The following is a 22,907-nucleotide window of genomic DNA, read 5'->3' as shown; positions in this document are numbered from 1 at the left end:
ATATATTGGTTGCAAAATTGGACGAATTTAGATAAACTCTCTGGTGTTGATGATGTCATAGGTTTTTTCTGAACAACAAGATACTCGACTTGTCAATAATTACAAAAATAACATTTAATTTCCCCAGGAAGTCGCGCGAAAAAAGCAGAATTAAGGCTTGACAATTGATTTTAAAAATGTTATCATAAAAACGACGAGGAAGAACTATCATCTCCTTCATCACTTCATAGTGACAGCAGTTCCCGATATTATGAAATACAGATATTAATAATAAAACTCTTGTGGTGCGGGCATCTTGCCCGCACAAAATGTACTTCACTCAAAGCTACTTGCTGTAATTTATCTCCTCATCAAATCCCGCGAAAAAAGTAGAATTAAGGCTTGACAATTGATTTTAAAAATGTTATCATAAAAACGACGAGGAAGAACTATCATCAAATAATCAGAAAACATCCTAGGGTGTGTTAGCATTGCGTAACGCACCTAACCATCATCTCCTTCATCACTTCATAGTGACAGCAGTTCCCGATATTCACAAAATACAGATATTAATAATAAAACTCTTGTGGTGCGGGCATCTTGCCCGCACAAAATGTACTTCACTCAAAGCTACTTGCTGTAATTTATCTCCTCATCAAATCCCGCGAAAAAAGCAGAATTAGGGCTTGACAATTAATTAAAAAAATGTTATCATAGAAGGGACGAGGAAGAACTATCATTAAATAATTGAGGCTTGCTGATAGCGTAGCGTGGCGTTAGCCATATAAACCTAAAACCATTTATTAACAAAGGGTTTCGCGGATTTTTACCACAAAAAAGTGCCAGGTTTTGGCTAATGGTGTTTCAAAATGAATTGCATTTTTCTTTGTCGGATTTGGAAAATTGCCGTGTCTGCCGTGTCTGCCGACAGGCAGGAGGATATCCAGACAGTTAAAACTGTTCCCAATTAAGAGTTAAGAGTTCCCTTCTCTCAACTTCTCGGTTTAGCATAATAAGTACCGGAGAACTTTAACTTTTCAAGGAGAAACAGCCATTGGTAATTTAGAAACAGAAAATATTGTGGTTAAAGGAGGTAATTCTGGACAGAAAGTAATAACAAAAATTATCCCCCAAGAAAATAGGTAATACAGCAGTTCCCAGTATTATGAAGTACAGATTTAGGATTATACAATTTAGCTGCGTAACAGCTTAACGATAATCTCTGACCAAATGGGGACACCCCTACTTTTGAAACCCTCTACGTTGTCCATAATATACTGTTTTAAATTTGACCTGATTTGTTCCCGGATGATAAATAGTGTAAGTAGCTTCTCCTGGGGTTCGTCCCACATTTCCTACCCCAACTACTTGACGGGAACCGGTGGTGACTATTTCTGGGGAAAATTGACTATCTAGAGTGGTAATTTTACTGTTGATAGAACCCCCTTGTAATTTGTATTGGAAGGTTAAACCAGAACGACCGCAAAAGAGGTTATTCGCTTGCATCCGTGATAATCTATCTAACATTTGTATGGGAGGAGTTTGGGGATTAAGTTCTTCACTCACACCCACGGTTGAACCATGTATTAATAAACAATCTAACTCAAAAAAACCAAAATCGAGCGATCGCAACCATTGTACTGTTTGACGAGAAACACAATCCCACAATCTTTGTACAGTGTCACCTCCATATTTTGCTATCAATTCTGGTGCGTCTGCGGTTGGTCCCCAACCATGTAAAATTAAACATTGTTCTTCCCACCATCCTTTACAAATCATCGGTGCTAATTCACCCCGTCGCAGTGATTTGACTCTTTGTACCAACCCTTCAGATTCCTGTGTTGGACCGACTAAATCACCGATAATGTATAATGCCTCTATATAACGGCTTTGACGTTTAATATCAGCCATTACAGCCTCATAGGCTGACAAATTTCCTTCAATTCCACTCAAAATCGCCCACATAATCAATTTTAGATTTTAGATTTTAGATTTTAGATTTTAGATTTTAGATTTTATCTGGTACAAACATGAGTTGGATCATCTGCGCGTTCTGCGTATTCTAAGCCATGAGCCAAGCGCCAAGCAAAAATTTCTGGTAATCCTTTTTGGATAATTGCTGCACAGGTTTTTTGATAATCATAAGTAACTTCTCGTAAAGTCACCGCTTGATTATCGGTTTCGTAAATTACATAAGTTGCATTTGGTCGTCCATGACGTGGTTCTCCCACAGAACCTACATTAACAATCTTTTTCAGAGGAGATAAAAAATTTATTTTACGTGATTTTCCTTGAGTATCAACTTCAATTTGTAACTCACCAGAATTCAGATCACGAGCATAAGGAACGTGAGTATGTCCACAAAATAGCACATCTGAACCTGTAGAAAGTACCCGTTCTAAAGCCACAAAAGCATCAAGTTCTGGTAATAAATATTCATGGTTACTATGGGGACTACCGTGAACAAAGGCCAAATTTTGCCATTGTAGACTATCGGGTAAATTAGCTAAAAATTCCCGATTTTCTGGGTTAATTTCCTGATTTGTCCATTGGTGAGCTTTAATTCCTCTTTTTTCTGCCAATACTGAAGGATAACTACAATCACAAGCGTTTAATCCCTCTACAATATCTTCATCCCAACAACCAGCGCAAGTAGGAATATCTAAAGAGCGAATTTTATCAATTACAGCATTTGGGTGCGGTCCATATCCCACTAAATCACCAACACAAAAGATTTTTTCGGCTTTTTGCTGGTCAATATCTAATAGTACAGCATCTAAAGCTTCATAATTACCATGAATACATGACATAACAGCTATTTTCATACTTCTTGACCTTCTAGTAAAATTTGTTGTACCTGTTGTTGATATTGAAAAATTAATGATTCAGACAAAAAGCAATCTAATAATGTTTCTTTTAAGGCTGTTTCAGCTAGATTTTTTCCTACTATTTCTATCCCACTAAATCGTTGAGGTCTTCCTTGTAAATGTCGTGGTAAATCTAATTCTAAAAAGTCTATTTGGGGAACACCAGAAACAAAATCACAGTAAAGGGAACGTCCGTCATTAACATCAAAAATTGCCTTAGCGCGAGTAACAATACCATAAGCACCATGAGTTATTTCATACCAAAATTCCTCTAAACTATTTTCATCTATAACTTGACCTGTAGTTTCTACTCGCCATAGATTTTCTATAATTATACTTGGGACTGGCGCACCATATATAATTTCCTTTGTCCAATGATCATATTCAGAGTTTTTCAAATCGGGAGGGATAATTGCCACCGCGCGGTAATTTAAATTACCTAATATTTTTGATATAGCCTTTAACTCTAGATAAGAACCTAATTCGATATAAACACTATCTGCGGTAGGGATATGATCAATAAATTCAATTTCTTGACCATCACTAAATATTTTTAAATCAGGAAAATCAGTAGCTATTTTAGTTTGATCAATGGGAATATTACCCGTTCCCAGACTAAAATAAATTACTTTTTCAGAAGATATAATCTCTCGAATCTCTTGACAAATCCAGGTAGTTTTGCCAGATCCAAATAATCCAGCCACAACAGTAATCATGGGCGTATTCATGAGTAAACTAATAATAAAAATTATGCATAGTTTGACAAAATTTCCACAGAATTAAAAAAACAACTTCTTGCTCCAGTATGACAGGCTTGATCACCAACTTGGTCAATCTTAACAAGAATTGTATCACCATCACAGTCATAAAAAAGCTCCTTTAGCTTTTGAATATGCCCAGATGTTGCTCCTTTATGCCATAATTGGGAACGAGAACGACTCCAATAATGAACTTCACCTGTAGCTAGGGTTTTGACAATTGATTCTGCATTCATCCAAGCCATCATTAAAACAGTACCATCGTAGTAATCTTGAGCTATGGCTGGAATTAAGCCCTGCTCATTAAATTTCAAATTTTCAATCATTTCAGTAGTATTGGCTAAATCGAATTTTATCTTAATCATTTATTTCTCATCATTTGCGTTTATCTGCGTTTATCTGCGGTCAAATATTTTTCTTTTTACCTCTAATAAATTCAGGATTGATAATTCATCATGTAGAGACAGATATATCTTATCTCTACATAATACCAAATTTATCTCAAAAAAGGCCTTTAGTAAAAGTTAGGATTGTGTCGAATCAAATTCATAAATTCTTCACGAGTAGATGCGTCTTCAGAAAACACACCACGCATGGCGCTGGTAACAGTCCAAGAACCTGGTTTTTGCACTCCTCTCATCACCATACACATATGAGTTGCTTCAATGACCACTGCAACCCCTTTAGGTTTGAGTAAACCTTGCACTGCATCAGCAATTTGTAAAGTCAACCGTTCTTGTACTTGTAAACGTCGAGCATACATTTCACAAATGCGAGCAATTTTTGATAAACCAATGACTTTACCATTAGGAATATAAGCGACATGAGCGCGACCAATAATCGGTAATATGTGGTGTTCACAGGAGCTAAAAAGATCAATATCCCGGACTAAAACCATTTCATTAGCATCTTCTGTGAAAACTGCTCCATTTAATAGTTCATCCAAAGATTCATGATATCCATTCGTCAGAAACTTTAAAGCTTTAACAACTCTTTTGGGAGTATCTTTTAACCCTTCTCTGTCAGGATTTTCTCCCAATCCAATCAACAAAGTGCGTACAGCTTGTCTCATATCAGCTTCTGTTACAGTTGGTAATTCTTGCCGATACAAGGATGAAATGTCAGCAGTAGAATTTAGCTCTGGACGAATAGATAAAGTCATTTTTTTAGGTTAATGGGGATGATTTATGAGCAAAGTTAATAGTTTCATTTATAAACTATATCTATAAATAGCTATTAACTAAATTTGATTTGATGAATTTGAGAATTAATGAAGACTTTTAAACTAACTATAACAAACATTCGCTAAGTTTTGCATGAATCTCATTAGCCTCCAATTTTCTACCAATAAAAACTACCTGATTTTTAGGTTGATTAGGCCATTCGTCAGCGTGCAAAGTGTAACGAGGTCCACTGAGTTGAAAGATATGACGCAAGCCACTATCACTAAACCATAAAATTCCTTTAGCACGAAATACATTCTGCGGTATTTCTTCAGTCAAAAAATGCTCAAATTTATGGACATCAAATGGTTTATTACTTTGGAAAGAAATTGAAACAAACCCATCATTATCTAAATGATCGGAGTGATGATGATGATGTTCATGTTTATGGTCATGTTCATGTTCATGTTCATGTTTATGGTCATGTTTATGACGATCTTCATCATCAGTGACAATATACTTATGTATTGGTGTTAAACTCACATCTAAAATCAATGGTAAAGCAACTTCACCATATTGAGTATGTAAAATTTTCGCTCCCCTTTTGACATCATGGATAAAATCTTCTAATTCTTGTATTTTTTCTGGCTTCACAAGGTCTATTTTATTGAGGAGAATAATATCTCCATAGGTAATCTGTCTTAAAGCTGCTTCACTATCGAAATGTTTTTCATCAAAGGCTTCAGCATCTACCACTGTAATAATTGAATCTAGGTTAGTTAAATCCCTCAATTCTGTTCCCAGAAAAGTTAAAATGATTGGTAAAGGATCAGCAACACCTGTAGTTTCAATAACTAGATAATCAATGGGATCTTCCCTTTCTAGAACTCGATAAACCGCATCAACTAAACCATCATTAATTGTACAACATATACAGCCATTACTAAGTTCCATCATAGCTTCATCTACAGAAATTAGTAATTGACTATCAATGTTAATATCACCAAACTCATTGACGAGGACAGCGACTTTTAAATCTTGTTTGTTTTGAAGAATCTGATTTAAAAGCGTAGTTTTACCACTTCCTAGAAACCCTGTAATTATAGTTACTGGCATTCCTCTTTTGGGTATTTCAGGAATTGCATTTTTTGCGTTTAAACTGATTGTATTCATCTGAAAATCTGGGTTTTACTTGACAAAAAAAGTACGGTAAAAGTGAATTTTTAAGACAAGTTTTTCCTTGTCATACTGAATAAACTGACCATAGCTCACCAAAATGATAACCGTTATCAAGTTAACACAAAAAAGTGTGAATGTGAATGATTTTGTCATTTATTTGCCAAAAAATCTTTGCCACTTCCTGAATAGAACCTTAACTCAACATCAAAGCCACTTCTTTGGCAAAATAAGTTAAAATTAAATCAGCACCAGCCCGTTTCATACTGGTTAAAGTCTCTAAAATCACCTTTTTCTCATCAACCCAACCCTTTTGAGCGGCCGCTTTAATCATTGCATATTCACCACTAACATTATAAGCTGCAACTGGTAAATTTGTGGCTGATTTTACTTGGCATATAATGTCTAAATACGCCAAAGCTGGTTTTACCATGATAATATCCGCACCTTCAGCAATATCAAGTTTAACTTCTTTTAAAGCCTCTTTAGCGTTAGCCAGGTCCATTTGATAGGTTTTTTTGTCACCAAATTTGGGCGCGGAATCTAAAGCATCTCGAAATGGTCCATAATAGGCAGAAGCATATTTAGCCGAGTATGCTAAAATCCCCACATTTATATAACCTTCAGCGTCTAAAGCTTGACGAATTGCCCCAATTCTACCATCCATCATATCAGAAGGGGCAACAAAATCAGTTCCTGCTTCTGCTTGAGAAAGTGCCATTTTCACCAAAACTTCTATAGTGGGGTCATTAAGAATAATTCCATTTTCATCCACTAAACCATCATGACCATGGGTAGTAAAAGGGTCAAGAGCGACATCAGTAATGACAATTATTTCCGGGACTAGCTTTTTAATGGCTTTAACCGTTTCCTGTACTAATCCCTGCTGGTTGTAACTTTCCGAACCTGTTTCATCTTTGTCTTCCTCTGGAATTACTGGGAAAATTGCTACAGCATTAATTCCCAATTGTGACACTTCGGCCATTTCTTTCAGGAGTAAATCCAGAGAAAAACGATAACAACCGGGCATAGAAGATATCTCTACTTTTTCCCCTTCCCCCTCCATGACAAACACGGGATAGATCAGATCATCCACAGTTAAAATTGTTTCCCGTACCATCCTCCGTAGAGTTTCAGTACGACGCAGACGGCGGGGACGTTTAAGCAAGCTTTGAGACGACATATAAGATTAACCAAAATGATAATCATTATTATAAATCATCCCGTTCAAATCCCCACCACCAATTAATTTGATTTTACAGCAAGTAGCTTTGAGTGAGGTACACTTTGTGCGGGCAAGATGCCCGCACCACAAGAGTTTTATCATTAATATCTGTACTTCATAAACGGATAACTGCTGTAATTTTCCTCCCTGTTTGGAGGGAATCTGCGCGAAACAAAAACCAGAATTCCCGATCAAAATCGGGAATTACCACTAAGGAACATCAATAGGAATCAAACCATTTTCCGGCACATAACTAGAAAAACAACCATCATCAGATAACACCAAAATTAACCGTAGAGGATAATCGGGAGGAACTTGCAAATCAGCCCAAGGTATTGCTATTTCTAGACAAGAATCTAAAGCAACTTGAGCGCGAGTAGCACGAGGATACCATAAATGATTGTCTCCTGCTGCTCGAAATTGCACCGACTGACTCAGTAAATTCACTTCTAAATGATGGTGAAATAGATAATTTAAGGGTGCTGTATCTGGTACTTCAGCTAGAGGTATGGAACTATTCACCATTGTCCGCTCAGGATAATACCAGAATAGGTGTAAATCTGGTGGTATGTCCCGACCGGGAACAGCACCGATTTTAAAATCTACCCGCACGTAAAAGTTTAAATGGTCTACACCATACCAAAGACGCTGAACAGTGCTACTACTGTGCATTGTTCCCCTCGCACCACCCACTTCTATCCGTCCGGCTCTATCCCAATCTTGCTCATCACCTTTACCATCTATGTTAGGATGGATAAATCCCTCTGGTCTGTGGTCTAAACGGGCTGCATGGATTTCTAGGGGACTGTGGAGATAGGGTGGCACAGGTTCATTTAAGGCTTTGTAAATACCGTGCAGATGTTCCCGAAATAATTGGTCAAAAATGGCATCTTGGTTAGAAGAATGGCCTTCTCCAAACCACCAAAACCAATCTGAACCTTCAGCAGCATATAAGGCTTCCCAGGCTGCGGGGTTGTTTTCTTCTGTAGCTTCCGGGTGATTTGCTAATACTTGTCTAGCTGCGGTGAGATAGTCCCAAGCGCGGTTTTTAACCGGGTCTCCTATCCATGTGGTAAAATTGCCATCTACCCAAGAACCGCTATGGAGTTGTTCACTTTTTATGGTTGCGGTGGGAGGGAATTGGTCAATAAATTCCGAAACGGTGACAAGTTTGATGTGGGGTTCATGACTCAAACTTTCGTATAGTGTTTCTAGGAAGTCTTTACCGTCATGGGGATAAAATTCCCAACAATTTTCCCCGTCTAGAGCAATTGTCACTAACCAAGGTTGATCATCGTCACTTTCTTTTTGTTGTTTAGCGATCGCTTGCAAATGTCCAATTAAATCCGCTGCTGCTTTCTTTGCCGGCATAGATCCATAGGTAAAACCAATTAAATCCGATAACCTATGATCCCGAAAAACTATAGATACATCACCAGCAGCAGTTTGCAGACGATAGGGACGATAAAGCAATTGTGGTTGCTGTACATTTCCCGCAGCATTGCGATGAAAAAAGTGTTTTAATGACCAACCTAAAACCGCTTCATCTGAACAAATCCATTTAAAACCTTGTTTAATAATATACGGTAAAATTTCTGGACTAACGGACTGTTCCGAAGGCCACAAACCTCTAGGCTCTTGTCCAAATCTATCTATATATAAATCCCAGGATTTTTGTAGATGTCGAGGTATATCTTCTACCCACCCAAACCGCTGTTTAGGTAATGTCATCTGCGGCACTGCTACTCGTCCAGCGTTGGTATCAGCTAATAGAGGCAGAATTGGGTGAGTATAGGGAGTCGTGGTAACTTCTAGTTGACCACTTTTCTGCATTTTCCGATGTTGGGGAATAATTTGACTGAGAATTTGCCGCTGTTTGGAATAAATGCGCTGGCGATCGCCTAAACTAAAATCACGTCCTTGTTCTAACCAAGCAGCAATTTCCGGGTCATGCCAAAACAAAGGATCAATCCAAGCCAAATTATGCCAAGCTAATAAATCACCATAATCTGACAATTGCCAGTTTGCTAAACACCATTGCTGTCCCTGTTCCTGTCTTTGATAATATAACTGGGCATAACGAGGATGGGGATCAATCAAAGTATGATGATTAGCATCAAAGAAATGTTGAATAATAAACTCTTTTTGTTCCCGGGTCAACTGTTCCACAGCAGTCAAACTAGCAGTTAAATAGGGGTCAAAAGCCGTACCCGCAACATAATCCTCCAGTTGTAATATTAACGAAGGTACTAAATTTACCGTTTGGTGCAACTTAGGATACTTTTCTAACAATAATACTAAATCCAAATAATCCTTAGTTCCATGTAAACGGACCCAAGGCAAGCGATACTGTTGACTAGTCACCAGAGAACTGCCATTTTCAGGAGACTTGTACAAAGGTTGATGTTGATGCCAGATAAATGCAACGTGGAGAGGATGAGACATAGTGTTGAAAATAGGGAATAGGGAATAGGGAACAGGGAACAGGGAACAGGGAACAGGGAACAGGGAATAGAGAACAGGGATATCTTACCCATTACCCATTACCCATTACCCATTACCCATTACCAGTAATTTAGATAACTTGCTCTACTTCAGAGATTTCAGGAATCATTTCCTTGAGACGACGTTCAATACCCATTCTCAAAGTCATAGTCGAACTGGGACAAGAACCACAAGCACCCTGTAACCGGAGTTTAACAATTGGTCCATCTAATTCGACAATTTCTACGTTACCACCATCAGAAATGAGATAAGGGCGCATTTCATCTAGTACGGTTTCTACATTTTCTAGCGTTAATTGCATTGTTCCTGTCCTACTTCTTGATAAATTGGTAATTATCCGAGTTGCTAATGATCTAGTTTAGGCTGATAATTGTCCGTTGTCCGTTTTCAGTTGTTACTTAACTGAATCTGAGAATAAACAAACTCAGTAATTGATTGCGGAGTTTCAGTTTTTCCGTCTTCATACTCTGCTACTACCTGGTTTGTCAAAATGTAATAATCACCAAACTTTTGATATGTATCCGTAAATTTGAGAATGCTATTAACATCACCTGTTTGCGAATTACGAAAAACCACATGATAAGCAGAAGGGATATAACCGCAGTCTGTAGCTAGAAAATCATCATAATTCATCTCCAAGGCCATACGACCCATAACCCGAACCTCTTGATATATTTTTTGGTTACGGATTTGATAGTGAGAATCAGTATTCCCACCCTTGACAAAAACCATTACACCATCATTTTCTACAGACTCACCTAAAATAAACTGATGTTGACCATAGGAATCTAAAAAACTGGTTTTTTGACAGCGGGTAACTACTTCCTGTAACTGAATATCAATTCCTGCTGCTATTTGTTGATCTGCGACTTCTGTAACTTGTATATTCAGGCTGGGGTCAATCTGAATCTTACCACTATAAACCTCACCTTCCTGTAGCAGTTGCACATTGGCAGCATAGCCAGGAAAATTCTCATCCCAAGTGTAACGACTTTCATAAGCAGTTTGAAATAAAGTTTCTGCTGTTGACTGAATTGCCATATCACCACTTTGACTGCACTTTTCTAATAGTTTAATGCAAAGTTGTTGTTTTTTAAATTATACAGAAATATATTTGTGTTTTTACGTGGGATGTGGTAATTGGCAGCTTTCCAGAGGATTATATTTACCTAGTCTACTTCTAAAATAGCATAAATTAAAATGTCAGAATCAGGATGTCCAGGATTTGAGGATTTTCAGGATAAAAATAATATTCTCTTCGTGTGTTCCTGTGTGTTATGTTTCGCGCAAAGTCGCAAAGGGGCAAAGACGCAAAAATGTAAATCTTTTATACAATCAATTCTGCTGGCCTTTTTATCTCACCTAAAGACGCAAAGACAAACCAAAAATCTCACAATCAGATCCTGTTAATCCTTAAATCCTGGACATCCTGATATGGCTACGCCACGCTTCGCTATCAGACAAAATTTTAATTAATTACATCATTAACAGTCATCCATTAATTTGTAAATTTTGCGGATTGTTGAGAATAAAATGATTATCTTCTTTGACTAAATCACCTATACAGTGAATTGGCAACCTTTCTTGATAAGCTTTAATAGCTAAGATATAATCCTGATTATTTAAAACTGTTTTAATTTCTTTTAATTTCTCAAACACTGCACCTAATAATGTAATTTCTCCTCTCAGTTTATCAATTTCTGGAGTGGCGATTTGCATGACAACACCTTGAACAGTAAAGTTAGGATAATTGGTGATAAATTCGCTTAAAATATCAAATTGATCTCTATTTTCTACTATCTCTAATGTTTTCAAAATATCGCTAATTCTTTCAGCATAATCTCCTAAATTATGTTGGAGAGGTAGCAAAATTTCATATCCATCTGCGGTGTCTTTTTTTAATCGCCAAATTGCCCCAGCATCATTATAAATTCTTCCTGTTTCTTGCCATCCTGTAGCTTGCAGGTGTGTCTGGATAATATCAGGTTGAACTGTTGTGAGTATTTGACTATCTTTGATAGTAACTTTCATGGCAAATCTTTGATCGCCCTAATGTATGTGATGCTAAATTGTTCCTTTTGTTGATTAATATCCATTAAATTAGAAATCTAAAATCAAATTAAAACACTCCTAACAATACCCCAAAAATTCTTTTGTCAGAATCAGGATATCCAGGATTTAAGGATGTACAGGATGGGTATTTACTGTTATTTTAACATATTAATTGTCAGAATCAGGATATCCAGGATTTAAGGATGTACAGGATGGGTATTTACTGTTATTTTAACATATTAATTGTCAGAATCAGGATGTCCAGGATTTAAGGATGTACAGGATGGGTATTTACTGTTATTTTAACATATTAATTGTCAGAATCAGGATGTCCAGGATTTAAGGATGTACAGGATGGGTATTTACTGTTATTTTAACATATTAATTGTCAGAATCAGGATGTCCAGGATTTAAGGATGTACAGGATGGGTATTTACTGTTATTTTAACATATTAATTGTCAGAATCAGGATGTTCAGGATTTAAGGATGTACAGGATTTTCATTATCTCAATATTGTCTGTCAAAATTATCCTTAACTACCTCTTGACAAAGTTCTGAATTTAGCCTATCATTGAATTATAGTGGGAATCTGTGTCGCCATATATAGTCAATTTATTAACAAGATCATAGAAAAACAGATATCAAACATTCCCAAAAACTCATCAACCCAACCATTATCAAACATCCTGTTAATCCTTAAATCCTGGACATCCTGATTCTGACAAAATATTATTGTTATCATCCAGAGCCTCCCGTGGGCATTCCCCGGCAGAGCCAGGGAACGAGGGAAATATAGTGGAGGCAGAGCCTCCCGTGAGCATTCCCCAGCAGAGCCAAGGAACGAGGGAAAATCTCACAATCACATCCTGTTAATCCTTAAATCCTGGACATTATCTCGACTTCGCTCGATAACCACCTGATTCTGACAAAATATTATTGTTGTCATCCAGAGCCTCCCGTGAGCATTCCCCAGCAGAGCCAGGGAACGAGGGAAGATTGATATTAACGCAACTGGGATAACAAGGTTTTCATTTTAGGAGTAGATAGCAATTTCTGAGTATCAGCAATTATTTTATCACCCCAAAGATTCTTTTTTAGAAAGTTGACATCAGCAAAGTTTTTATCTAACTTTAACGCAGTCAGTGCTAATTGATAAGCCTGTTGTTCTTCTCCTTTTCCATACAAAGCAACAGCTAAAGCTAATATGGGTTCGGCTGATTTATTATCAATTTTCATGGCTTTTTGCCATTGTTTAATCGCTGTTTCTTTGTCTCCCTGTTCATATTTTATCAAGCCTATATTATTAACAGCAGCTAAACTATTGGCATCTTTAGCAACTGCCTGATTATATTCAGATATTGCAGCTATGTAGTTTCCTTGTTGATGATAAACAAATCCCCGGCCGTAGTAGGCATTGGCATAGTTAGGATTAAACTTGATAGCTTGGGTGTAATCATCTATTGCACCCTGCTTATCTCCTAATTCATTACGGACAATTCCCCGGCCGTAGTAGGCATAGAAATAGTTAGGATTAAACTTGATAGCTTGGTTGTAATCTTCTCTTGCTCCTGGCTTATCTCCTAATTCATTACGGACAATTCCCCGGTTGTAGTAGGCATAGAAATAGTTAGGATTAAACTTGATAGCTTGGTTGTAATCTTCTCTTGCTCCTTGCTTATCTCCTAATTCATTACGGACAACTCCCCGGTTGTTGTAAAATGCTGCACGGGGACTGAGTTCAATGGCTTTATTTATCGCTGCTGCTGCTTCTTTATATTTTTTTAAATCACTTAAAACTAGATACTTCTGATTATACAAATTAGGATTACTAGGCTGGAGTTGAATGGCTTGATTTATGGCTGCTAAGGCTTTATCCAGTTGGTTTGATTCTTGATAAACTAAACTTAAATTATTCCAAGCCGGCACAAAATCAGGTTTAAATTTCACTGCTAGTTCTAATGCAGTTATAGCTTCTGAACCTTTTCCACTCCAATATAACGCCAAACCTTTGCCATAATAAGCCAGGTGAATAAACTTTGGTTTTTGCTTAATTGCTGCGTCAAAAGCCTGTATTGCTTCTGGATAACGACGTAACCGCCACAGTTGATTTCCTCTTGCTAACCATTGACTGGCGGTAGTATTGCCTTGGGAAACATCTACTGATAAAATCGCTGTTTGAATAGACTTAACTTTTTGTTGATTTAGTTCTGGTGTTGGGGTGGTTTCTATCTTTTGGGCTTGGGTATTCAGTCGGGTAGCTAATGCCAAAAATGTACTCACCGGAATACCCAAACTATTACCTAATTGGATAGTTTCTTGACTACTACTATTATTATCAATAGCAGTTTCTCCCTCAGTTCTGCCATGAATACCAATGACTCGTCCTTGGGAATCTAAAACTGGTCCCCCACTCATACCGCCAAAGGTGATACTACTATAAACTAATTCATATCCTCCTGTTAAAGAAGCTGCTGCTTGGGCTGTACCAGAACTATTAGTATTAAAATCTGATTGGGTAGTAGCTAATAATCCTGTTTCCTTACTATAAATTTGTCCCAATGTGAACCGCCAAGGTGATTTTTCTCCTAACCTGGGATAACCCGCAGTGAACATATATTCATCATCTTTAGTGGGATAATTTGCTAAAGTTGCAACTTGATAATTTTCCCGACTGGTGAATTTAACTACTGCTAAATCTACCCCTGCTTCTAATTTAATCGTGCTTGGTTCTACGGGATATTGTTTATTATCTACTGTGAGGATTTTATAGGTATTTGGCTCACATAGTCCTACTTTATCTGGTGGTTTACAAACTACATGAGCAGCAGTTAAAACGGTGTAAATATCTCCTTCTTTAGCGATAATAATTCCTGAACCATTATTACCACTACTGCTATCAATTCTGACGGTAATTTGTTTGGCTTTTGCTTCTAATTCTCCTAACCACCCTGTTAATGGTACTTCTGCTATTTGCTGTTTAATATCTGGTATAGGTAAATTATAAGCGGTGAGAGTTTCTGGTTTGACCTGAGCTAAAACGGTTTTAATGGGTATTCCCCAACTGAGTTTTCTAAATTCTTGAATTTCTGTATTTGTGGGGCGTTTTCCGTTGGTATAAATATAAGCAGTATTGGACAAAGGATAGGAACTAATCCCATTAATTCCTATTAAATTTCCTGTATTACTAATAATTGCACCGCCACTCATTCCTTGTTGAATATCGCTGGTATAGCCAATTTCATAACCATCTTTTAAACTGGGTTGAGAAATTATTTGTTGTATTTTTCCTGTTGTCAATACTAATTTATCCTCAGATACAGCATAACCTGCGGCCATAACTGGTGTTTCTAAGTTAATATCAAAGGAGGCGATTCTGTCAGCAATTTCTGATGGTAAACAATATGTTTGATTAGATGTAAATTCTACTATGGCTAAATCGAATTTATCAAAGTTAGTATTAGGTAAAATCTTAGCTGCATATTTTTGACCATCGGCTGTGATAATATTGATGTTATTAATTCTTCTGACAACGTGGGAATTAGTCACTACTAAATAAGAATTACCTTTTCTAGCGAAAATTGTCCCGGAAGCGCCTCTTTCTTTGTCTCTGACTCTAACTGTAATTTGTTTAGCAATGGTTTGTAATTGTGGTTCTGAATAAATACCGTTTTCTGGGTCTGCTGGTCGTAATTTGCACCTTTGTGAGGTCTGTGTAAGTAGTTTTGTTGTCTTGGTTTGGGTTTCTATTGCTGACACTGGATAAGGTAGCAGCAGTAAGCAGGAGATAATAGCGATTTGACGTTTCATGATTAGTTAAATAGTGTTTTTATCAGTAGTGATTTACCCCCCTTAATCCTCCCTTGTAAAAGGGGGAAACCGGAGTTTACTCCCCGTAAAGGGGGGAAACCGGAATCCTGTCCCCTCTCCTTCGCAAGGGGAGGGTTAGGGTGGGGTATTTTGTTATTTAGAGATATTTTTGAGATATTCACCCAGATTTAAGTAAGTATTTTCACCTGAATTTTGCCAAGTTAGGTCTGAAGTTCTACCTTCTCTGATATCCTCAAGTTCAGCTAGAACTGTAGTGGGATTTACACCTGGTCTGACGCTAAATAAAATATTGTTTTTATTGCATTCACCAGGTTTAGCCGCACAGATAACTCCCAAACCATTCAACCTACCGGTAGTTAAATAATCTAATCGGCCTTGTTCGTAAAATTGCTGGAATTTTTTACTTACTTGTTCACAGCGTCTTTTAGGAGTCCATTCGCTACTGGGAAAGGAGTCAGATTTCCAAGCAATTATGGGTACATAAGGGTTAGGTTTTTTGTCGGGAACGAAGGCCATGGTAGTGGGAACTCTTTCCGTATTACCTTGGTAAGAAATTGAACGACAAGCAAAACTAACTTCTTGCTTGGGAATCTCTTGACTCAAACCGGGGTTAACACTCAGGGTAACTGTTAATGCGGTGAATGCTAAGGTATTAGTTAATGCTGGTAGTTGCATAATGTTTGACCTTTGATTACTGAATTTTGGTGATTATGGTGCTACTTTTATTTAAACTTTATAGGTGTTGGTGAGTGAAAATATGAATTTTCCTCACCCAGAGGCGCGGAGACGGGGAGTTTGAGACATGGAATTTTTGATTTTCATGTCTCAATTCAGCAAGGCTACTTGATACACACATAATTGATTATATACTAATCTTTTGAAAATATTCAGATATTTACTCGGAAGTTAATTTTATGATACAATCCAACTTGATGGATTAATCCTGTACCTCTATCATGTACTATTGTACCCGACCGCACTGCCCTAGTCCCGAAAACCGTTTTCCCGACTCTCCAGACCCTCACACTACGTCGGGAATATTCTGTCAAGCTTGTGGAATGCCTCTAATATTAAGGGGGAAAAGAGGACATTATCAAACTATTAAACCTGTGGGAAAAGGAGGATTTGGTGCTACTTTTCAAGCTATTGATTTAGATTCTGTGAATCAGCGTCAATGTGTAATCAAACGACTGAATATTAAAATTGATGAAATTCGAGAAGAATATAAGAACCCGGAAATTGTTGACAAAATTGTTGAAGGAATCAAAGCAGCTTTTGAACGAGAAGCTCAGGTTTTAGAAGTTTTAGGTGATAAGAGCGGGAATATTCCCAGTTTATATGATTATTTTTCCTTTACCGCTCCTGCTTTTGGTCAACAAGAAGAACTTGAGTTTAAATATTTAGTACAACAGTATATTGAGGGTGAAAATCTATCTCAGGAACTCAGAAGAAAAGGTCGTTTTTCCGAAACAGAGATTTTAAATTTTTTAAAGCAAATTTTACCGGTTTTACAATTTATTCATGAGCAAAATTCTATCCATCGAGATATTAAACCTAGTAATATTGTTAGGGAAACAGCAACACAAGAACTATTTTTAATTGATTTTGGGGCGGTGAAACAAGTTGTTTCTGGTGAAACAAATATAAAAAAATCTCTACCTATTTTTACAAAGGTGTACGCTTCTCCTGAACAAAGGGAAGAAGGAAGAATAGGAGAAGTTTATCCGTCTAGTGATTTATATAGTTTGGCTGTTACTTGTCTGGAGTTACTCACAGGTACAACTCCCGTTGATTACCTTAACAATAATTACCGAAATTGGCGACAACAAGCTAGTAAAATTATTAGCCCTTCTCTAGATAATATTTTAGATAAAATGCTCAAGGTTAACCCTAGACACCGTTTTCAGTCAGCAGCAGAAGTTATGACGGCTGTAAATGAATATCGAATAACTACACCACGGACTGAACCAACGACAATTATTCCTAAACAACTTAAAACATTACAACCTTTACTGATCAAATCGGTGTTTTTAATAATTCCAATAATTGCGGGTGTGATAGGTGTTAATAGTTATTTGCAATCATCAACTAAAGTAGTAGAAGTAGTAGAGGTAGTAGAATATGCAAAATCTGGGATTAAGTTTAAATATCCTAAAAATTGGCAAGAAACGCCAGCCATAGATAAATTAACGCGAATTATTCCCAAAAATATGATCTCATCTTCTCTAACTCCAGAGTTTTTTATCACTATAGATGAGTTATTCCAGTCGGAGACTTTGGCAGATTATACTAAGTTTTCTATCAGACAAATTGAAGCATTAGGACAAAATGCGAAAATTATCAAATCTGGACAAATACAACTTGGTGAAACACAAGGTTATCAAGTAGTTTATGAGTTCAGAGATAATATCCACAAGGTAAGTTTCCAAGAAATGCAAGTATGGATTGTTAATGGTAAAAAAGCCTATATTCTTACCTATCGCGCTGAAGACAAATCCTATCCAGAGTTTGCGAAAACTGTGGAAGACACTATAATTAAATCCTTTAGACTGGAAAAACCCACTTCTGACAAACCCATAAGTCCAATCTGGTAATTAAGTCTTAATTACAAAAAAAGGGAATAGGGAACAGGGAACAGGGAACAGGTTACAGGTTACAGGTTACAGGTTACAGGTTACAGGTTACAGGTTACAGGTTACAGGTTACAGGTTACAGATAAAAAACACCGACAACTGACGACTTATTACTCCACATTGGGCAATAATACTACATTTTAAAGATGTGAAGACCGATCTAGCTATTCCGCCAAATATTTTTACAATGATCCTATTAAACGGTAGTTTGTTATTCTAAAAGCTTATGCAGCCGACTAACCCCAATCAATTTACAGAAAAAGCCTGGGAAGCGATCGCTCACACCCCCGATGTAGCGAAACAGTATCAGCAACAGCAGTTAGAAAGTGAACATCTGATGAAAGGGTTACTGGAACAGGAAGGACTGGCCAGTGCGATTTTCACCAAAGCCGGCGCAAACCTGCAAAAAGTCCGTGATCGGACTGAGCAGTTTATTCAACGTCAACCCAAGGTATCCGGTTCTAGCACTTCGGTATATTTAGGACGCAGTTTAGATACATTGTTAGACCGGGCAGAAAAATATCGTCAAGAATTTAAAGACGAATTTATTTCTATTGAACATTTATTACTAGGTTACGCCAAAGATGACCGTTTTGGCAAGGGTCTGTGTCAAGAATTTGGTTTAGACGAAAACAAACTCAAAAATATTATTAAAGAAATTCGGGGGAAACAAAAGGTGACTGACCAAAATCCAGAAGGTAAATATCAATCACTAGAGAAGTACGGACGGGATCTCACGGAAGCCGCCCGCAAAGGTCAACTAGACCCGGTAATCGGTCGTGATGATGAAATTAGACGTACAGTACAAATTCTCTCCCGCAGAACCAAAAATAACCCGGTTTTAATTGGTGAACCTGGGGTGGGGAAAACTGCAATTGCGGAAGGTTTGGCACAGCGCATAGTTGCGGGTGATGTTCCTCAATCTCTCAAAGATCGTAAACTGATTAGTTTGGATATGGGGGCTTTAATTGCGGGGGCTAAATTCCGAGGTGAATTTGAGGAACGTCTCAAGGCTGTATTAAAGGAAGTCACAGAATCAGGTGGCAATATTGTCTTATTTATTGATGAAATTCATACCGTTGTTGGTGCAGGTGCTACCCAAGGGGCGATGGATGCGGGGAACTTATTAAAACCCATGTTAGCGCGAGGTGAGTTACGCTGTATTGGGGCGACAACTTTGGATGAATACCGCAAATATTTAGAGAAGGACGCGGCTTTAGAAAGACGCTTTCAACAAGTTTATGTAGATCAGCCTAATGTGGTTGATACAATTTCCATTTTACGCGGTTTGAAAGAACGTTATGAAGTCCATCATGGGGTGAGAATTTCTGATAGTTCTCTTGTGGCTGCGGCTACTTTGTCTAATCGTTATATTAGCGATCGCTTTCTCCCTGACAAGGCCATTGATTTAGTAGACGAAGCCGCTGCTAGACTGAAAATGGAGATTACTTCTAAACCCGAAGAACTGGATGAAATAGACCGGAAAATTCTGCAATTGGAAATGGAAAAACTCTCTTTACAAAAAGAAAGTGATCCTGCTTCCCGTGAACGTTTGGAAAGATTAGAAAAAGAACTAGCTGACTTAAAGGAAGATCAAAGAACTCTCAGCAGTCAATGGCAATCTGAAAAAGATATTATCACTAAAATTCAGTCCATCAAAGAAGAAATTGACCGCGTGAATTTAGAAATTCAACAAACCGAAAGAAACTATGATCTTAACCGGGCTGCGGAATTAAAATATGGTAAATTAACAGACCTACACCGCCAATTACAAGCGGTAGAAACCGAACTTTCCCAAACCCAAAAAACCGGAAAATCACTATTACGGGAAGAAGTCACGGAAGCCGATATTGCGGAAATTATTTCTAAATGGACAGGTATTCCCCTGCATAAATTAGTAGAATCAGAAAAAGAAAAACTGTTACATTTAGAAGATGAATTACATCATCGTGTTGTCGGTCAACAGGAAGCTGTTACCGCTGTAGCTGACGCTATCCAACGTTCTCGCGCTGGACTTTCTGACCCCAACCGTCCCATTGCTAGTTTTGTATTTTTAGGTCCCACAGGTGTTGGTAAAACTGAACTCGCTAAAGCTTTAGCGGCTTATATGTTCGACACTGAGGAAGCCATGGTACGGATTGATATGTCCGAATACATGGATAAACATAATGTTTCCCGTTTAATCGGTGCGCCTCCTGGATATGTGGGCTATGAAGAGGGAGGACAATTAACCGAGGCCATTCGTCGTCGTCCTTATGCGGTGATTTTATTCGACGAAATCGAGAAAGCGCACCCTGACGTTTTTAACATTTTCCTACAAATTCTTGATGATGGTCGGGTGACAGATGCCCAAGGTCGCACAGTGGACTTTAAAAATAGTATCATCATTATGACCAGTAATATCGGTTCTCAATATATCCTTGATGTAGCTGGGGATGACACCCGTTACGATGAAATGCGGAATCGGGTTATGGAAGCGATGAGAAATAGTTTCCGTCCAGAATTTTTAAATCGTCTGGATGAATTAATTATTTTCCACAGTTTACAAAAATCGGAATTACGGCATATTGTCCAATTACAGGTAGATAGGTTAAAACAAAGATTAACTGACAGAAAAATATCTTTGAAATTATCGAGTTCTGCCCTGGACTTTTTAGCAGAAGTAGGATATGATCCGGTATTTGGTGCAAGACCGTTAAAAAGGGCTATTCAGCGGGAATTAGAAACCCAAATAGCCAAGGCCATCTTACGGGGTGATTTTAGTGACGGTGACACTATTTTTGTAGATGTGCAAAATGAGCGTCTTTCCTTTAATCGCTTACCCGCAGAAGTGTTTACGGGTTAGAGCCAGGGGTTCAGGGGTGCAGGGGAGAAGTATTTTTCTTGCTACTGACCACTGACCACTGACTACTGACTACTGACTACTGACTACTAAGCAACTTAAAATGAAGAACCTGGTTCTTCTAAAAATTCCTCCTCCTCTGGGGTGGAAATACGTCCTAAAATGGCGTTACGATGGGGAAAACGACCAAATCGGGCAATTATTTCTTGATGTCGAAAAGCTGAAGCGATCGCTTCATCACTATCAGGATCATGACTAAGTTGTTGAAACAGCTTAATACACTTCCGTTGATCATCTGGGTTTTCACTGTGTTCAAAGGGTAGATAAATAAACCAGCGTTGTACAGCCAATAGTTGTCTATCATAGCCCTTGTCTATAGCCTGTTTTGCTAATGACAGTGCTTCCCAATCCGTTGCAAAGGCTTGAAGAGTATCACGAAACATATTCCGGGGAAATTGATCCAGCAATAGAATTAAAGCCAGACAGGTTTGGGGTGTGTTCATCCAATCATGCAAATATCCTGCTACCGCTTTTTGGTAAGCTTCTAGAAACAGGTTGCGGACTTTACTATCGAAATCTGGTTGTTTATCAAACCAGAATGGTTGAATTTTCCCATAGTTGGGGTCATTTGCATGACCAAACCAAAAATCCAAAATGGTAGTTGCCTGGGACATTGCTATTATTTATGATTACAAAGCACTTGTCGCATTTTACAGAGATTTGCTGGCAATTCCAAATTCATGGCTTGTTGAATAAAAATTGACGGAATGGGAATATTGGGGGTGGCTTGTACAGTGTAAGCTAATAGAGTACCATTACCCATGTCTTTAAGTTCTAAATTAGCATGAAAATCTGTAAATGTGCCTCTTTCCATGCGAAACTGAACCTGTTGTCCTACTACTTCCACCACACGCAGATAAATTTCTACTTGAGCCGTGAAAAATAAAAAAGCTTTTTGTGCAGATTGATACAGACGTTTAATATCTCCTTTAGAGATAACTTCGCTTTTAGTAATGTCAGGAAAATATTGTACCCAACGGGGGTAATCTGTAATTTGTTGCCAAACATGAGATCTAGTTAAGGGAATATACATACAAGCGGTAACAGCACCACCCCAGTTAGTATGGGATTTCGTTTGTAGTAATACTTCACCCTGAATCAATAATCTCTGCTGATCTTGATTCCAGAGTATATCTGATAATGGTAAGTTGGCATCAGCTATACTTTTAAGATTGGAGTTTGACATATATGATATTCTCGCAGATATAGTAATTTTGGCGACTTTTTCACCGATTTTTTATTTGGGCTTAATTGAATTTACGTCGCTTGATTTTAATTACAGTCAAATTCATGGATTTTTCGCAGACAATTAGTCTAAAGTTGATTTTAAATGATCAGATCATAATTTCTGCATCAGCGCGTAAATTGGAGTTAAGAGGAAAACACCGTGAGTCAATCTTCCTTAAGTGGCAAATTAATCCAGGGTTTTGGTATTCTCTTGGGTATAAGTGTAGCCCTATTTCTACTCAGAGGTTTTGGTATTATTACTAATTTTCCTGGTGGTTTAATTACTTTACTGTTTTTTGGGGCGATCGCATTGGCAATTTTAAGTTATTGTTCAAAAAGATGGTGGCGTTTATAGGCAAAGAAGATGCAAAAATATATATGCAGCTTATGCGGTTATATCTATGACCCAGAAATAGGTGATGAAGATAGCGGTATAGCACCAGGAACAGCTTTTAAAGATATTCCAGATGATTGGGTTTGTCCGGTTTGTGCCGCCCAAAAAGATGACTTTGAGTTATATGAAGAGTAATATGGAGACAGATCCTCATCCTCTTGCAGAAGTTGGGGATCTGGATATTACGGAAACTTGTG

At 37.7% G+C, this 22,907-nt stretch carries 19 protein-coding genes; 4 read left to right on the top strand and 15 right to left on the bottom strand.

The features are described from left to right. Window positions 1-1,221: 1,221 nt before the first annotated feature. The 13 genes from H6F39_RS05135 to H6F39_RS05075 all read right to left on the bottom strand — a co-directional run bounded on the left by H6F39_RS05135 (window position 1,222) and on the right by H6F39_RS05075 (window position 16,229). Entirely contained in the window at window positions 1,222-1,950 is a 729-nt protein-coding gene (locus H6F39_RS05135) for a metallophosphatase (RefSeq protein WP_190396329.1), read from the bottom strand. Between the two features lie 44 nt (window positions 1,951-1,994). Continuing rightward, on the bottom strand, window positions 1,995-2,804 hold the full coding sequence (locus tag H6F39_RS05130) for a metallophosphoesterase (RefSeq protein ID WP_137907361.1): 810 nt from the start codon (window positions 2,802-2,804) through the stop codon (window positions 1,995-1,997). Beyond that, complete coding sequence (locus H6F39_RS05125; protein ID WP_190396328.1) at window positions 2,801-3,574, bottom strand: GTP-binding protein; 774 nt, start codon at window positions 3,572-3,574, stop codon at window positions 2,801-2,803. The genes H6F39_RS05130 and H6F39_RS05125 overlap by 4 nt, the downstream gene beginning before the upstream one ends. Window positions 3,575-3,594: 20 nt before the next feature. Next, window positions 3,595-3,969, bottom strand: coding sequence for a phosphoribosyl-AMP cyclohydrolase (gene hisI / locus H6F39_RS05120; protein ID WP_242028612.1), 375 nt, complete (start codon window positions 3,967-3,969; stop codon window positions 3,595-3,597). 149 nt (window positions 3,970-4,118) lie between these two features. Next, a complete protein-coding gene (folE, locus tag H6F39_RS05115; protein WP_137907359.1) occupies window positions 4,119-4,766 on the bottom strand; it encodes a GTP cyclohydrolase I FolE in 648 nt (215 codons plus the stop codon). Between the two features lie 127 nt (window positions 4,767-4,893). Then, window positions 4,894-5,940, bottom strand: coding sequence for a GTP-binding protein (locus H6F39_RS05110; protein WP_190396327.1), 1,047 nt, complete (start codon window positions 5,938-5,940; stop codon window positions 4,894-4,896). A gap of 199 nt (window positions 5,941-6,139) precedes the next feature. Then, the gene (gene hemB, locus H6F39_RS05105) at window positions 6,140-7,126 is read right to left on the bottom strand and encodes a porphobilinogen synthase (protein ID WP_137907357.1); all 987 of its coding nucleotides are present in this window, start codon (window positions 7,124-7,126) and stop codon (window positions 6,140-6,142) included. A gap of 252 nt (window positions 7,127-7,378) precedes the next feature. Further along, window positions 7,379-9,613 (bottom strand): glycoside hydrolase, encoded by a 2,235-nt coding sequence (locus tag H6F39_RS05100; protein ID WP_137907356.1) that lies wholly within the window; start codon window positions 9,611-9,613, stop codon window positions 7,379-7,381. A 130-nt stretch (window positions 9,614-9,743) separates the two neighbouring features. Next, on the bottom strand, window positions 9,744-9,974 hold the full coding sequence (locus H6F39_RS05095; protein WP_028084912.1) for a NifU family protein: 231 nt from the start codon (window positions 9,972-9,974) through the stop codon (window positions 9,744-9,746). Window positions 9,975-10,060: 86 nt separating this feature from the next. Further along, entirely contained in the window at window positions 10,061-10,714 is a 654-nt protein-coding gene (locus H6F39_RS05090) for a DUF3386 domain-containing protein (RefSeq protein ID WP_190396326.1), read from the bottom strand. A 450-nt stretch (window positions 10,715-11,164) separates the two neighbouring features. Beyond that, window positions 11,165-11,704, bottom strand: coding sequence for a hypothetical protein (locus H6F39_RS05085; protein WP_190372500.1), 540 nt, complete (start codon window positions 11,702-11,704; stop codon window positions 11,165-11,167). A 1,024-nt stretch (window positions 11,705-12,728) separates the two neighbouring features. Continuing rightward, complete coding sequence (locus tag H6F39_RS05080; RefSeq protein ID WP_190396325.1) at window positions 12,729-15,533, bottom strand: tetratricopeptide repeat protein; 2,805 nt, start codon at window positions 15,531-15,533, stop codon at window positions 12,729-12,731. A 153-nt stretch (window positions 15,534-15,686) separates the two neighbouring features. Continuing rightward, entirely contained in the window at window positions 15,687-16,229 is a 543-nt protein-coding gene (locus H6F39_RS05075) for a COP23 domain-containing protein (RefSeq protein ID WP_137907352.1), read from the bottom strand. Between the two features lie 281 nt (window positions 16,230-16,510). Between H6F39_RS05075 and H6F39_RS05070 the strand changes: the two genes are divergently transcribed. Together H6F39_RS05070 and clpB are read left to right on the top strand one after the other, a co-directional pair. Further along, window positions 16,511-18,148, top strand: a complete 1,638-nt coding sequence (locus tag H6F39_RS05070; RefSeq protein WP_242028611.1) for a serine/threonine-protein kinase — start codon at window positions 16,511-16,513, stop codon at window positions 18,146-18,148. 265 nt (window positions 18,149-18,413) lie between these two features. Then, entirely contained in the window at window positions 18,414-21,032 is a 2,619-nt protein-coding gene (clpB, locus tag H6F39_RS05065; RefSeq protein WP_190396324.1) for an ATP-dependent chaperone ClpB, read from the top strand. Between the two features lie 95 nt (window positions 21,033-21,127). Here the strand turns inward: clpB and H6F39_RS05060 are convergent, their stop codons facing one another. Both H6F39_RS05060 and H6F39_RS05055 read right to left on the bottom strand, forming a co-directional pair. Next, window positions 21,128-21,703, bottom strand: coding sequence for a DUF924 family protein (locus tag H6F39_RS05060; RefSeq protein ID WP_190396323.1), 576 nt, complete (start codon window positions 21,701-21,703; stop codon window positions 21,128-21,130). A gap of 5 nt (window positions 21,704-21,708) precedes the next feature. Further along, the gene (locus H6F39_RS05055; protein WP_190372504.1) at window positions 21,709-22,275 is read right to left on the bottom strand and encodes an SRPBCC family protein; all 567 of its coding nucleotides are present in this window, start codon (window positions 22,273-22,275) and stop codon (window positions 21,709-21,711) included. A gap of 201 nt (window positions 22,276-22,476) precedes the next feature. Between H6F39_RS05055 and H6F39_RS05050 the strand changes: the two genes are divergently transcribed. Together H6F39_RS05050 and rd are read left to right on the top strand one after the other, a co-directional pair. Continuing rightward, complete coding sequence (locus H6F39_RS05050; RefSeq protein ID WP_028090074.1) at window positions 22,477-22,671, top strand: hypothetical protein; 195 nt, start codon at window positions 22,477-22,479, stop codon at window positions 22,669-22,671. 9 nt (window positions 22,672-22,680) lie between these two features. Then, the gene (gene rd, locus H6F39_RS05045) at window positions 22,681-22,845 is read left to right on the top strand and encodes a rubredoxin (protein WP_137907347.1); all 165 of its coding nucleotides are present in this window, start codon (window positions 22,681-22,683) and stop codon (window positions 22,843-22,845) included. Window positions 22,846-22,907: the final 62 nt, after the last annotated feature.

It is taken from the genome of Dolichospermum sp. FACHB-1250, from assembly GCF_014696335.1.
Taxonomy (GTDB): domain Bacteria; phylum Cyanobacteriota; class Cyanobacteriia; order Cyanobacteriales; family Nostocaceae; genus Dolichospermum; species Dolichospermum planctonicum.
The sequence above is the reverse complement of the archived record's forward strand: the minus strand, read 5'-3'. Positions and strand labels throughout refer to the sequence as shown.

Bases quoted from the DNA above. Each gene is read 5' to 3' on its own strand.
- H6F39_RS05130 (WP_137907361.1), bottom strand. From the start codon at position 2,804: ATGAAAATAGCTGTTATGTCATGTATTCATGGTAATTATGAAGCTTTA.
- H6F39_RS05125 (WP_190396328.1), bottom strand. From the start codon at position 3,574: ATGAATACGCCCATGATTACTGTTGTGGCTGGATTATTTGGATCTGGC.
- hisI (WP_242028612.1), bottom strand. From the start codon at position 3,969: ATGATTAAGATAAAATTCGATTTAGCCAATACTACTGAAATGATTGAA.
- folE (WP_137907359.1), bottom strand. From the start codon at position 4,766: ATGACTTTATCTATTCGTCCAGAGCTAAATTCTACTGCTGACATTTCA.
- H6F39_RS05110 (WP_190396327.1), bottom strand. From the start codon at position 5,940: ATGAATACAATCAGTTTAAACGCAAAAAATGCAATTCCTGAAATACCC.
- hemB (WP_137907357.1), bottom strand. From the start codon at position 7,126: ATGTCGTCTCAAAGCTTGCTTAAACGTCCCCGCCGTCTGCGTCGTACT.
- H6F39_RS05100 (WP_137907356.1), bottom strand. From the start codon at position 9,613: ATGTCTCATCCTCTCCACGTTGCATTTATCTGGCATCAACATCAACCT.
- H6F39_RS05095 (WP_028084912.1), bottom strand. From the start codon at position 9,974: ATGCAATTAACGCTAGAAAATGTAGAAACCGTACTAGATGAAATGCGC.
- H6F39_RS05090 (WP_190396326.1), bottom strand. From the start codon at position 10,714: ATGGCAATTCAGTCAACAGCAGAAACTTTATTTCAAACTGCTTATGAA.
- H6F39_RS05085 (WP_190372500.1), bottom strand. From the start codon at position 11,704: ATGAAAGTTACTATCAAAGATAGTCAAATACTCACAACAGTTCAACCT.
- H6F39_RS05080 (WP_190396325.1), bottom strand. From the start codon at position 15,533: ATGAAACGTCAAATCGCTATTATCTCCTGCTTACTGCTGCTACCTTAT.
- H6F39_RS05075 (WP_137907352.1), bottom strand. From the start codon at position 16,229: ATGCAACTACCAGCATTAACTAATACCTTAGCATTCACCGCATTAACA.
- H6F39_RS05070 (WP_242028611.1), top strand. From the start codon at position 16,511: ATGTACTATTGTACCCGACCGCACTGCCCTAGTCCCGAAAACCGTTTT.
- clpB (WP_190396324.1), top strand. From the start codon at position 18,414: ATGCAGCCGACTAACCCCAATCAATTTACAGAAAAAGCCTGGGAAGCG.
- H6F39_RS05060 (WP_190396323.1), bottom strand. From the start codon at position 21,703: ATGTCCCAGGCAACTACCATTTTGGATTTTTGGTTTGGTCATGCAAAT.
- H6F39_RS05055 (WP_190372504.1), bottom strand. From the start codon at position 22,275: ATGTCAAACTCCAATCTTAAAAGTATAGCTGATGCCAACTTACCATTA.
- rd (WP_137907347.1), top strand. From the start codon at position 22,681: ATGCAAAAATATATATGCAGCTTATGCGGTTATATCTATGACCCAGAA.